The organism is Bacteroidota bacterium, assembly GCA_018816945.1.
Classification (GTDB): Bacteria; Bacteroidota; Bacteroidia; order Bacteroidales.
Genome location: JAHIVC010000042.1, coordinates 1 through 13,960 on the forward strand (window position 1 = coordinate 1; position 13,960 = coordinate 13,960).

Sequence of the window (13,960 nt, forward strand, 5' to 3'; positions counted from 1 at the left end):
AGGATTTGATTCAAGATTTAGTTCTTGGCTTCCTTATGATTCACCAGAATTAGAAAATCCTAAAATGGAATTAAAAGGATTTTTTAGGTCGTGTGCGATGATTGAAAAGAATTTGTCTTTGGTAGCATTTGATTCATTTAATGCGATAATATTTTCTTGTATTTTATTTTTTTGAGCTTGAAGTATTGATTGATTTTCTTCAAGTATAAGATTCTTTTGTTTGATTTCATTGGTGCGTTCTTTAACACGTTCTTCCAGTTTTAATTTGTCCTTTTTGAGTTCACTCAATCGAATTCTGAATATTATAATAATAAGTAGTAGAAAAGTGGCAATGAAAAGAATGTAAAAAGTACTGGTTTTCCACCAGGGTGGGATTATAATGATTTTTATTGATCTGCCCTCTTCGTTCCATATACCATTACTGCTTGATCCAATCACTTTAAAAGTATATTCTCCTGCCGGAAGATTCGTATATGTAGCGTGACGCCTTGTTCCAAGCCTGTTCCACTCTTTTTCAAAATTTTCGAGCATATACGCATATTGATTTTTTTCGGTATAGGTGTAATCAAGGGCCGTAAAACTGAATGAGAAGATGTCTTCCCTGTGTGTTAATTTAATGGTGTCTGTTACGATGATCGATTTTTGTAAAATACGCTTCCCGTTGATTGAATCGAATGGCGATATAGATTTATTAAAAAGCTGAAAATCGGAAATTAAAACCGGAGGGATATATTTTTTCTGAACCAGATTTTGAGGTTTAAACACATTTAATCCATTGATCCCCCCAAAATAAATATCACCTTCAGAGCTTTTATAGTAGGCCCCTGAATTAAATTCACCTTCCTGTAATCCATCCTCAACACCAAAATTGGTAAACTCTTTATTTATGGGATCGAGTTTTGATAGACCACGATTGGTACTCATCCATAAATTGTACTCGTTGTCTTCGATGATCCCATATACTACATTGTTGACCAGCCCGTCTGTTTCATTAAATCGCGAAATTTTCCTGCTTAATGGTTCAATTTTATTCAGTCCTCCTCCATAAGTGCCAACCCAAATATTACCTGAATGATCTTCAGTTACACCCATGATCAGGTGATGACTTAAACTATTTTCATTGTTCGGGTCAGGGATATACCTATCAAAGATTTCTTTTTCCGGATCAAATTTGGCGACACCATTTCCTGTTCCTATCCATAACTCTCCATTTTTGTTACCGATAATGGAATATACCCGATTGTCATTCAAACTATTCGAATTACCTTCTTCATAATTATAACATTTGAATTTATCAGTCGTAGGATCAAGCCGATTTAATCCACCCGAAACAGTACCAATCCAGATCATCCCATTTCTGTCTTCAAAAATTGCCCTGATGTTATTATTACTGAGACCATCATTGCTCAAATTATTTTTACGGTAATGTTTAAAGATTTTAGTTTGCGGATCGTATTTACTTATACCTGCATCTCTGGTGCCAATCCAAATATTTCCTTTTTTATCCTGAAAAACCACCCTGATCAAATTACTGGATATGGAATTTGGATCATTTGGATTGTTTAGGAGATGTGTATATTTCCCTGCTTTTTTATCAAAAATACTGATTCCCTCGTGTGTGCCAATCCAAAGAAGATGATTGTTGTCCAACAGAATAGAACGTATTTCATTACTTATTAAGCTATTTGGATTGTTAAGATCATGGTAGAAATATCCGAAATTTTCATTGTTTGTATTTGTTTTATTTAGCACGGTTGCTCCTATCCACAGGATTCCGGATCGATCTTCGAAAATTTTCCGAACTCCATTATCGCTCAGACTTATCGGATTCCCTGGTTGATTTATCCATCTCGTGAAATGTTTGGTTTCCCGGTCGTACAAATTGAGTCCCCCGCCATCAACACCAATCCATAAATGTTGATAACTATCTTCAAAAATTGAAGTTATGAAATTGCCCCCGATGCTATTATTATCTTCAGGTATTGTTTCATATGATGTAAACCGATTTGATGCCTTATCATAAAGATTTAAACCTTTATCAGTACCGATCCATATATTTTGTTGCTTATCTTCATAAATACAGGTGATGTTGTTACGGCTAAGCCCATCTTTAATAGTAAATAAGCGAAAGTCATTAGTTACGGAATTAATCCTTAATAACCCATTTGAGGAACCTATCCAAATCATTCCTGATTCTGTCTCGGAAGTATAAATGGCATTTATTGCCCGAGGATTTTGTTCAATGGGGTTTCGGTTTTGATGACTGTATTTTGTAAATTTAAGTGTTGTCATATCAAAACCGAATATCCCATGATTGGTGCCTATCCATAACAAATTCGGATCGGTTTTGGATTGGGCAATCACATTAATGTTTTTGTTTGTATTATTCAAAGGGATAGAATCGCTTCCGTGATTTTCATAATGAATAAATCTTTCGGTTATGAAATCATATCGATTTAATCCCGATTCGGTTCCTATCCAAAAATTTTCCTTACTGTCAATAAATAGGCATAATACATAACTGTCTGAAATAGAATTAGGATTAGCCGGATCATTCCTGTAAATTTTAAAATCGTAACCATCATATCGGTTTAGCCCATCTTGAGTTCCAATCCAAATAAATCCATATTTATCCTGAACAATCCCACTAATAAAAGCTTGAGAAAGTCCATCTTTAGGTGTAAGATGTTGAAATCTTAAAGAAAGATTTTGCGACTTGGCAGTCATGAAAGAAAAGAGTATAACCAAGAAAATACATAAAATCTTCTTCATCTGTTATTATTTATTTTTCATGAGCCAAATGGAATACGCTATGATGAAGTTTAATATCATCTTCGTTTGGTGTTTTCCAATCATGGCTATTTCATAAATCAGATTTCATTTATTAGTTTTTATCAAAAAATTAATACAATTTAATTTGCATTATGGTAAAAGTCAATTCAATCTATCAGGTTCACAATGTCTGATAAACTTAGTGGTATTGATTTTAGGTGCAACTGGTTTATGGCTCAATGTAAATTTATACGTCGAGGTATCTAAAAGGTTCGTTTTCAACAAATTTTATTTTGTTTTTTGAGCAACAAATATCAGATGGTCGGTATTATAACCCCTGGTTCTGGCTTTTATCAACAATTGTTCAATAATGACGTGATCCAACTGGGGAGTACGACTTAATATCCAAAGGTATTTGCTGGATGAACTTCCAAGTAAAACCCATTGATAGTCGGGGTCCAGTTCCATTACATAATAATCGCCATAGAAAAATAGAAAAAAGGATACTTTAAGCTTTGCCGGGTCATCCGGATTTGGAATATAAGCTTTTCCGATGGCGGTTTTTAATTTCCCATCAAGTGAATTTTCATAACCTTGGTTCACAACCTTGATTTTTCCATCTGCACGGATCGAATAGGTGGCTGTAACACCTACCAATCCTTTCTCAAATGAATGCGGAAAACGCGCAATTTCATACCATTTCCCCAAGTATTTTTCCAATTCAAAATTTTGAACTGTTCGTGTATCCATTATAGCACTTTTAGTTTGACAAGAAACAATAGTATTGATTAAAAGTAATGAAATAATTAGAGCGAAATTTTTCATGTGTTTATTTCATATACTTTATTAAATAGGTCACACAGCTTGTCCCGATTAATCGGGAGAATACGCCATGAAATAGTTATTCCCGGTTTGTGTGAAATTTTATTTCTCATGGCTATTTCATATGTTCTTTTTGAGTAAAACAAGAAGTGCGTCTTCGATTTTTTCAAATTTAAATTTGAATCCTGTTTTTATTATTTTACCAGAAGTAATCCGGCTTCCGTTTAAAAGAATACTTGACATTTCACCAAAAAATACTTTGAGCAGGATTCCGGGTAAATTTGGAAATTTTATTTTTTTGGTTATGATTTTTATTCTTTTAGTTAATTCATCTTGATTGCAATGTTCAGGTGAAACCGCATTATAAATGCCCCTTATTTTTTCATTCTCAATGGAATAATGATACATACTGATCAGATCATCAATATGTATCCATGGAATATATTGTTTGCCGGAACCGATTCCGGCTACAAATCCATATTTAAGGCTTTGGGTCATTTTAGGGAAAGCACCTTGAGTTTTATCAAAAACTACTCCTGTGCGCAAAATAACCGTTCTTACTCCTAAACTTTCAAATTTAAGTGAGGCATCTTCCCATTTTTTACAGACATCTGCAAGGAAATCAACCCCCACCTGATCTGTTTCATTAAAAATATGCTCAGAAGTGATGGACCCATAATATCCAACGGCCGATGCAGTTATGAATGCTTTTGGCTTGTGTTTAAGATTTCTGATGTATTCAAACAAGAGTTTTGAAGAAACAAGCCTGCTATCCCTGATCTTTTGTTTTTGCTGCTTTGTCCATCTGGCATCGGCAATACCAGTTCCTGCCAAGTTGATAAGATAATCGGTTCGGTCAAAGGCTTGGTCTTGTATATACCCCTTGTTAATGTCCCAGGTAAATTGTTCAAATACAGAATCTTTGTTCTTTTTCCTGGTTAATATTGAAACATGATAGTGCTTCTCACGTAGCTTTTGGGCCAAATGATTTCCTATCAATCCTGATCCGCCTGCAATTAGAACTTTTTTTCCTGATTCCATGTGTTATTTGCAGGGAGGACTATTTTATGGGTTCATATTCGAAAACATACTTTTGGAATTTTCCAAACGAAAACTTCCAGATAATTTCTGTAAGAAGTCCTTCCTGATTATAAAAATAGGTGATTTTTGCATCAAAACCATCTGAGCCGAAAAAATTTGCATGATCGAGCAGACCATAGCAATTGTAATAAAAAGTCAGATCGCCGCTCAGCCATCGGTCGAAATTTTTATATCGTGCTTTTTCAAGCTCCCCAAATTTATTGTAGAGATAGGATTCATAACCTTCTATCGTGTCATTTTTATAAGCTGTGCGTAAAATAAGGTTGTCATCTTTATCGTACTCGTAGGTGAATATCGATTTGCTATTATCAGGATAGGTTCTGGTGGATGAAATTAGTTTTTTATTCTTATCGTATTTATAATTTGTCAGGGTAACGAGACTGTCGGTTCGGATAAATTTCTTCAGTATTAGTAAACCATTAGCATCATAAGTATAAATCGAGGGTCCCCCCACTTCGTTGTTAAAAGTGTAATCTTCATGTCTAACCCTGCACTTACTTGAATTTGAAACAAAAGGATTCGAGTAGTAATTGAGATGAGTTTCAATATTTTCGTATTCGTAATGAAAAGTCTGACTCCATTTGCCCAGGAAATCCCAATGCTCATAAATAAGGTTGCCGAAATTGTCATAACTATAATCCATATTGCAGGTAACGGTTTCTCCTTTTTTAATGACACCTTTGGTTAATCTGCCTTTTGCATCATAAAAATAAGTGGCTATACCTTCAAGCCAGCCTTTGTGTTTTTTAAAATTTGATTGTTTTAATACTTTCGCATCATAGGTATGATCGGCGGAACCATTTACTCCATCCGATCGGTGAAAATATTCGCTTATTTTATTTCCTTTGTCGTTGTTGATGAAGAGTTCGAAAGATGTAATGGTATCGGTGAAATCCCGATAGGTTGCCTTTAACAATCCTTTATCATCGTATTGATAGTAATTAACAGAAGCCCGGCGTTTATCATTCCACGACCAGAATGCTCTCACCATTTTCCCTGAATGGTCATACTGGAACCTGGTAAAACTTTTTTCACCACTCGTGTTTTCATAATTTGACCTGATAATTCGGTAAGCATCAGATGCATCGCCAAATGGTTGTCCGAATAACTGAAAAAACTGTAAAAAAATCACAGTGAACAGCAAAATATTTTTCATAATATCTGGATTAAAAATACATTAAACCATAAAATACTTTTTATTGGTTAGATTATCTATTTCAATATTTTCTATATCTCCCGGAATGCAAGAATTCCTTTCTACACAAAAATGTAAAAGAATAATTAATAAGAATAACAATTTGGATATCACCCTATTGGAATTTTAAAAATTTATGAATGATAATAGCTGTATGCCTGGTTATAGGAAAAAAGTTGTGTCAAAGGAACGCATATTTTGATGTGGGCAACGAATTTTTTTGCTAAACTTTGGAATAATTAGTAAATTTCAGAATAATATTTTACACAAATGAAAATAAATTTAAATGGAAAATAAAATGACTGAGAACAAGCGGCTGGGGCTGTATGTTATCGGATTATCGATATTTTTTGGATTGGCTGCACTGGGTTTCCTTCTCGGCAATGCAGCGTTAAGGTACAGGGCATTTGAGCGAACAGTTACCGTGAAAGGTTTGTCGGAAAGGGATTATGATGCTGATGTTTTGATATGGCCTATACAATTCAGTGAAGCAAGTAATAATTTAGAAAGTCTATATACCTCAATTGAATCGGGTAGTGCGAAAATCAGGAAGTTTCTGGAGGAGAACGGCATCCAGGCAAGTGAAATCACCTATTCGTCACCATCCATTACGGATAAATCAGCTCAGCAGTGGGGCAGCAATGAAAGGGCGGAATTTCGTTATACAGCGATGCAGACAGTAACGGTATATTCAAAAGATATTCAAAGCATTCGAAGGGTAATGGCTTCATTATCAGAATTAGGTAAAAAGGGCATTGCATTCATTGGTAATAATTATGAAAATGAACCTGAGTATATATTTTCAAGGTTAAATGAAGTAAAACCGGAAATGATTGAGGAGGCTACCAAAAATGCACGAGAAGTTGCTGAGAAATTTGCTGCAGATTCAAAAAGTACGTTGGGCAAAATAAAAAATGCGATACAGGGTCAGTTTACCATCGAATCAAGAGATAAAAATAATCCTCATATAAAAAAGATTAGAGTAGTTTCAACAGTTGTGTATTATCTTTCTGATTAAAGTCTTGTTTTCTTTTGCCTATCTTTGAATAGAAGTTGATAGCTTATTTTGTTCCAAATTTATAATTCAATAATGACAATTAAAAAAGCCTGCCGGAATCCGACAGGCTTTTTTAATGATAAAAAATTTTCAATAAATATTATACTACGCGCACATCTACTGCATTTAATCCTTTTTTACCTTCTTTTAATTCAAAGTTTACTGAGTCACCTTCGTGGATTTCATTGATTAATCCAGATACATGCACAAAGTATTCACTTTTTGAATTTTCTTCGATGATGAATCCAAATCCTTTGGACTCGTTGAAGAATTTTACTGTTCCGTTTTTCATTGTTAAAATAAATTGTTAAAATAAAATTAGGCGGCAAAGATAAAGGTATTTTCTTATAATCTGTAAGTTTTATTAAAAATAAGTTTTCTTATTATAACGTGAGTTCGATATAAGAAAACATTAAAAAACAGACTTCCTATGTCATAAGCGCTTTAATAAATTAAGATAAAAGACGTTAGAATTTAGATATTAGACAAATGAAGGGTTTAATCCATAGTTTAACTTCTAATATCTAACGTTTTAATAACTCAAAAGGCTAAATCTCAGACATACTGAACCAGTTTCAGGAGAAATGCTTCGATCGAACTGAGGTGAATTAAAATGTTACCGTATTGGTTTCCATTATCGTTGTTCCGCTTGAGGTAAAATAATGGTAAAAGTACTTCCTTCGCCCTTTTTACTTTGAACTTTAATGTCCCCTCCATTTTTTGTGGCAAAGTTTTTACAGATGATTAAACCCAAACCTGTTCCTTTTTCATTGTTCGTTCCGGCTGTAGATTTATTTTTAGCAATTTGAAAAATGTCCTCTAATCGCTCGGGAGCTATACCGACACCCGTATCCGAAATATTAATTTCTAAATTGTTGTTTTGTATGGTATTCCAGATGGTGATTTGACCACCATTATTGGTGAATTTTACGGCATTCATGAACAGATTTCCAATAATGCTCGACATGGTGTACTTATCAGTAAAGAATTCAAGTGTGTCCGGTAGTTTATTTAATACGGAAATTCCTTTATTATCGGCATACGATAAATAAGGATTGATACTGTTGTTTACGAAATCTGTCAGAAAAAAGACTTCTTTATCGATCTTAATAGTTCCTATTTGTGAATGGGTCCATGTGAGCAAGTTTTTAAGTAATCTAAACACTTGATTAGATGATCTATTTATTTCCTCAACTAAATGTTTCCGCTTTTTTTCATCCAAATTATCATAATTCGATTCCAATTGTTCACTAAATCCCACAATAATATTAAAAGGGTTGGTGAGATCGTGAGCAATAATTGAAAAAAGCTTATCCTTGGTCTCATTTAATAAATTTAAATCGTTGTTTTTATTTTCAATGATCTGTTTTTGGATTGCTATTCTATTGTAATTTCCTTCTAACTGTCGGTTGAGTTTTTGTTTGTGTCGGCTACTTCGGTATGTAACTATCACGAGCAGCGAAATAAGGATAAATCCGGAAATAAATAGAATGAGAAAGAAGTTTTTCCTTTCAATTTTACGCAAGTTTTCAAGATTGATTTTTTGCTGGGCCAAGTCAAGTTCGTATTGTTGTTTGTCAAAATCATACTGCATTTCCATTTGGGTAAATTGCTTTACTATTTTCGATTTTGAAAGACTGTCGGCCATTTCAATACTCAGTTTCATAAAATCATATGCCCTGATGTGATCAGATTGAATTGCATAGATTTCACCCAAAAGTTTACAGGCATCTTTAATATTCTCTTTATCGTCAATTTCTGTTGCCTTTTTAAGTGCGGTCTTAAGTTGAATTAACGCATTAGGGTAATCTTTGAGTTTAAAATAGGTTTTGCCAAGTCCTACTAAGGTTTTTAATTCATTATCCGTTACCCCGATTTCAGCAATTAAATTAAGTGCTTTTTTGTAATATAATAGTGCCGTATCGTACTGTTTGAGGTTTAGATAGGCTTTTCCTTTATTTGCAAGAAGAAAAATAGTTGTTCTTTTATCACCTGATTTGCTGGTAATTATAAGGCCTTTTTCAATATTTACCAATGCTTCTGTGTAATTATTATCATCAATATAAATATTTGCTATATTGTTTAGATACAAAGCTCTTGTATTGCTATTATTTGTTCCTTTCACTATTTCATATGCCTGTTTAAAATAATCAAGTGAAATTTGGTTCATCCCTAGTTTCTGGTTAATTACTCCAAGATTATTAAGGATGAGGGATTTATTGATTTCGTTTTCAGTTTCTTCACTTAATTTCAATGCCTTTTGGTAATATGAAAGCGCTTGAAGGAAGTTCTCTTTTCTGCTTTCGATTAATCCATAATTGATATAAGCCAGAGCCAGTCCATTTTTATCATCCAGTTCGGTTAAGAGTGTAATCGCTTCATTCAAATAGTTTTTGGCATCCTCAATTTTGTTGAGATAAATTAATGATAAGCTGATATCTCGTAATGATGTAGCTTTCCAAAATTTACTCGCGGTCAATTCAACGGTTTTCTTGTGTTGAGTAATGGCATTTTCGTAATTACCCTTTCCCCATTCCCCCAAGCCTTTCATGTAATGACTTAATGCGATCCCATTATTATATTTAAGTTTTTCTGATAGTAGCATTGCCGAATCGGCATAAATAATTACAGAATCAGGTGAAATATTATTAAAAGATTCAGCTTGCCTTAATAAGGAAATAACGAACGTTGTGTCTGTATGGTTAGCATATGATGAACTAGGATCAGGATTTCCAATTGGGGCATCATCCTGTTTGCAGCTCCAAAGAGAAGATGCAAAAATGAACAACAATATTTGTATGATATAGCGATTCATGTTCCCCAATTTGTTCTCAGATATTTTTATTCAATAAATTAATTCAATAAATCTTTTCTATTATCCGTATTATTGTCTATGGTTTAGGATTTCCAATCCATAAATATATAGTTTTATTTGGCTTCTTTTGAATATAATTATGGAATTCGATGTGTTGGCAGGCGTAGTATATGAATGCTTATTTACAACGGATGAAACTGATGTCCGAAATTAAATACTTTCCCAATTTGCTTGAATTATACTTTATCAGATAGGAATACAATTGTACAATAAAAGAAGAAATTTAGCATTTAGGGTTTTAAAGAACAGGATGAGTAAATTATATAATGCTTCTGAAGGAACAATCCTAAATGCAAAATTTGAAACCAGAGTTCCTTAATTGATTGTTAATAAATATGATTTTTATTGTGTTGGATTAATTATTATCTTTTGATGATTAAAATCACCCACTCATTCATTGGATGACATTAGTAATTTGAGATACATGGTTCAAGCTAAACACCTGATAATAATCGCCGGATTGTCATGTACGGGAAAATCTTTTCTAATTGATAAAATAAAAAATGGGGAATTAACTAAGTTGAGTAACCAGATTGGGATCGGGGATGCCTCTTAATGGCGATTCGAATTTGCCAAGGATATTGAGCAAATTAATGATTCTCAAATAGAAAATTTGATCATTCATTATGATTTTTTCAGACAATATTCTCCGGAAACCAGTAAATTTAATTATCTCGATGATTTGATCGATGTTTCAGAGATCATAACTATTGTTACCCTTTATGTATCACCCCAAATATTATTTCGACGTATGAGTTTGAGGTACCTCAAAGGATGTCTGTTTTTTATGATTAACCCAAAGACTGTTATTAAATACCCAAAGTATGTTAAAGAACTTCATAAAAAATGGGTAATCTATCAAGATTTTAACTATTTAGATAAAATTAAGGACAAATGGTTCGAGTATGTCGATTCTAAGCGGGGCTTAAATCACTGGATACTTAATTCTTCCAAGCGAAATATTCCAATGGCAACAAAATACACAGAGGAAATATCCATGATCCGTAACTAGATTAAAGGATCGGCTTTCAAATAATTTAGAGATGAATTATATTGTTCCTTCATGTACCATCCAATTAATTTGCTTCTTTAGTATCATTTTATGGTACTAAAATTAAATTGGAAAAAAACCACATCTATTTATGAATATAGATGTCTTTTTATCTTTAGTGTTGCAGTTTTTTGAAATGGATCAGGATGTACAACGATGAGTTGGATCCGTGAAAATTTATTGACCCTGCTATTGATGTATTGCTGAAGTTCAGCCGCTAATTCATCCATGGCTTCATCAACTTTTTGGGCGACCTCATCCATTTTCTCATCCATTTTGAGCGAAAATTCCGTTTTCATTTCCTGAAATTTTAATTCAAGTTCTTCGCGGTTGAAGTGAACAAGTGCCGTCAGTTTCCCCTTTTTATCAATAACGACCGATTCAATCACATGACGGAAATTATTGATTAATGATTCAACTTCTTCAGGATAAATATTTTCTCCGTTGGCTCCAATTATTAAGTTTTTTAAGCGTCCTTTATGGCTTAGCCATCCTTCTTTATCAAAAACCCCTAAATCTCCGGTTTTAAACCAACCGTCGTCGGTCATTACTTCACGGGTTTTTTCTTCGTTTTTATAATAGCCTAACATGATGTTTGGTCCTTTACCCCAAATTTCGCCTTCACCTGTTACAGGATCAGGATTGTGAATTTTTAATTCGCAATCAATCACCTTAGGTCCAATTGCCTGAAATTTAGTCATTGATGGGTTAGAACCCGCGAGTATAGGAGCTGTTTCGGTTAGTCCGTAACCTATGGCATACGGAAATTTTGCATCACGTAAAAATTGTTCTACAATAGGATCTAGTTTGGCACCGCCAATTCCAAAGAATTTTAAATTTCCGCCAAAGGTTTCGTATAATTTCTTTCCTGCGATACGGTGCAATAACTTACGTGTTGGTTTATACTTTAGCAGGATTCGCGTAATTGCTTTACTTTTAAGTTTTGGAAGGATACTGTTTCGGTAAACTTTTTCGATGATCATGGGAACGGTCAGCATCAATTGAGGTTTCACCTTTTGCATGGCTGGGATTAATACCGCAGCTGTAGGAGGTTTGCGCAAATAGGTAATATTTGCACCTTTTAAAATGGGCAATATTAATCCGAGCGTATTTTCGTATGTATGAGATAAGGGCAAAACGGAAAGAAACCGGTCATTTTCAAGTATAGGTTGAATATTGCCTGCTTGCAATGCATTGTAGATTACATTTTTTTGTGATAACATAACTCCTTTTGAATCGCCTGTTGTGCCTGAAGTATAAAGCAAAATGGCCAATTCATCTTCTTTTGGATTATACGTTGAAGTGCATTGGGCATTTGCATCAAAAACGATCTGTTGGTTTTTGCCTTCTAGTACTTCAAAATTGTCGATGCGAACAATCGATTCTACTAAATCTTTCTTTATTCCTTCAATTTTATATTCGAGGCTTTGAGAGATGAATATGGCTTTGGCTTCCGAATGTTGTAACACATTTTGAAATTCATGAGTGTTAAAATCGGGGAGGACCGGAACGGCCACAACACCCATACACTGAAGTGCAAAATATACCACTCCCCAGTTGGGCATGTTTTGGCTATAAATGATTACCCTGTCGCCGGGTTTAATATCCAGCGACTCAAGAAATGCCTTGACAGCCATGATCTGTTTGCCCATTTGAGCATAAGTAATCGGCTCTTCATCCACAAAGCCTAAAGCCACATTATTGGCATATTTGGCAACAACATCGGGGATGACTGTTGCGAAATTTAATTGTTCGTAGGTGTGCATAAAATTAGGTTAAGACTACAAAGATAATTAAAATGCGAACATTTATTCAGAAATGGTATCAAAAACAATTCCGATGGAAGGCTAAATATAAAGTAATGTTTTTTACATCAACATCATTCTTTCAGGTTTATGTTAGCAAATATCTTGATCAGTGGCGATTCATCATTTTAAGAAGTAATCCGCCGTAATTCTGATTTTAGGGGTTTTTTGTCTGCTTTTAAACTGTACAGTTTTTTTGGGGAGCTTACATTATCAAGTTACACGAAAAGTTGAGGCGGGCTACAAACCTTCGCATACCACTGAAACCCTTATTGGTTATACCGCTTGTTAGCCGCTGGCATTTTTATTTAGAATCTAACAAGTCACTCAAATTAATTATTTTACTGCCATTTCTTTCGTAATAATTCAGCATTTCGTCAATTTTCCTTTTATCATAACTCGTAATACAATCTGATAAGACTGTAACTTTGTAGTTTTCCTTGCACATATTAAATACGGTTGATTTCACGCAGGCAATGGCGTCTGCTCCTGTAATGTAAAATTCGCTTATTTCATTTTTCTTGATAAAGTCAACAAAATCTTCGCTGGTCAATGCGTTGCCTTTGGATTTTTCAAAAATGTTTTTGGAAACCAATTTCATGTCCGAAACTAATTCAGACCCACGAGTATTAGGTTTGAAAGTCCTTGTGCCGTCAGATAAGTTATAATGCCTTATGTAAACGACATGAATTTCATTTTCCACTGCCCAATCTATTGACCGATTAAGATTGTCAATGATTTCTTTGTAGTTTTTGGTAATGTCATTTTGAATGTCAATTACCACTAAAGACTTTTTCTGCATGGGATTTCCTTCTTTTATTTTTATGTTTTAATTCAATTTTCTCTTTCATTGTCCATCGCACTGTCGCTTGTTCGCTTGCGGCTAACGTTTCCAGGCTAAATTGCGTTTGGGAGCAAAGAACCGTTTCTCTATCCCTCGTTAATGCGAAAACTAAAGTGCGAAAAACTTCGGTTTCTGCAACTCTGCCCAAATGGGATTTAGCGTGTGTGTGTGCCCAGCATGAGCATGAGCACACCCATTCGCAGTTTTGAGAAATGTTTCAAATATGCAAATATTTTGGATATAAACTAGGTGAATGGGTATATATTTTTTCCAGAGGGTGCCCTGCCTACGACAGGCAGGAAGTCCCTTATGCGCAGGGGTAACGTCCTGAAGCATTAGCAAGCTGCAAGGTGGTTTACCGTGAGGTATGCACTGAAGGAAGCAGGACTGCAAAATCCGGTACTGACGAACAGAAACTGGATATGAGGCTTAATAAAC

Annotated in this window: 10 protein-coding genes; 2 read left to right on the forward strand and 8 right to left on the reverse strand. The window is 34.3% G+C overall.

Annotation, left to right across the window (positions count from 1 at the left end):
* Positions 1 to 33 precede the first annotated feature (33 nt).
* From KKG99_07095 to KKG99_07110, 4 genes are all read right to left on the reverse strand, one after another.
* Positions 34 to 2,772, reverse strand: a complete 2,739-nt coding sequence (locus KKG99_07095) for an SMP-30/gluconolactonase/LRE family protein (GenBank protein MBU1012753.1) — start codon at positions 2,770 to 2,772, stop codon at positions 34 to 36.
* A 288-nt stretch (positions 2,773 to 3,060) separates the two neighbouring features.
* Entirely contained in the window at positions 3,061 to 3,597 is a 537-nt protein-coding gene (locus KKG99_07100; protein ID MBU1012754.1) for a lipocalin family protein, read from the reverse strand.
* Positions 3,598 to 3,714: 117 nt separating this feature from the next.
* Positions 3,715 to 4,635 (reverse strand): TIGR01777 family oxidoreductase, encoded by a 921-nt coding sequence (locus tag KKG99_07105; GenBank protein MBU1012755.1) that lies wholly within the window; start codon positions 4,633 to 4,635, stop codon positions 3,715 to 3,717.
* A gap of 19 nt (positions 4,636 to 4,654) precedes the next feature.
* Positions 4,655 to 5,851 carry a hypothetical protein gene (locus KKG99_07110; GenBank protein ID MBU1012756.1) on the reverse strand — a complete coding sequence of 399 codons (1,197 nt, stop codon included), beginning with the start codon at positions 5,849 to 5,851 and terminating at the stop codon, positions 4,655 to 4,657.
* A gap of 337 nt (positions 5,852 to 6,188) precedes the next feature.
* Between KKG99_07110 and KKG99_07115 the strand changes: the two genes are divergently transcribed.
* On the forward strand, positions 6,189 to 6,908 hold the full coding sequence (locus KKG99_07115) for an SIMPL domain-containing protein (protein MBU1012757.1): 720 nt from the start codon (positions 6,189 to 6,191) through the stop codon (positions 6,906 to 6,908).
* Between the two features lie 139 nt (positions 6,909 to 7,047).
* Here KKG99_07115 and KKG99_07120 read toward each other — a convergent pair whose 3' ends face one another.
* Both KKG99_07120 and KKG99_07125 read right to left on the reverse strand, forming a co-directional pair.
* Positions 7,048 to 7,239, reverse strand: a complete 192-nt coding sequence (locus tag KKG99_07120) for a cold shock domain-containing protein (protein MBU1012758.1) — start codon at positions 7,237 to 7,239, stop codon at positions 7,048 to 7,050.
* Between the two features lie 342 nt (positions 7,240 to 7,581).
* Entirely contained in the window at positions 7,582 to 9,762 is a 2,181-nt protein-coding gene (locus KKG99_07125; protein MBU1012759.1) for a tetratricopeptide repeat-containing sensor histidine kinase, read from the reverse strand.
* Between the two features lie 673 nt (positions 9,763 to 10,435).
* Here KKG99_07125 and KKG99_07130 point away from each other — a divergent pair.
* Positions 10,436 to 10,834 (forward strand): hypothetical protein, encoded by a 399-nt coding sequence (locus KKG99_07130; protein ID MBU1012760.1) that lies wholly within the window; start codon positions 10,436 to 10,438, stop codon positions 10,832 to 10,834.
* 128 nt (positions 10,835 to 10,962) lie between these two features.
* Here KKG99_07130 and KKG99_07135 read toward each other — a convergent pair whose 3' ends face one another.
* Both KKG99_07135 and KKG99_07140 read right to left on the reverse strand, forming a co-directional pair.
* Positions 10,963 to 12,639 (reverse strand): AMP-binding protein, encoded by a 1,677-nt coding sequence (locus KKG99_07135; protein ID MBU1012761.1) that lies wholly within the window; start codon positions 12,637 to 12,639, stop codon positions 10,963 to 10,965.
* Positions 12,640 to 12,982: 343 nt separating this feature from the next.
* Positions 12,983 to 13,480 (reverse strand): cysteine hydrolase, encoded by a 498-nt coding sequence (locus KKG99_07140; protein MBU1012762.1) that lies wholly within the window; start codon positions 13,478 to 13,480, stop codon positions 12,983 to 12,985.
* Positions 13,481 to 13,960: the final 480 nt, after the last annotated feature.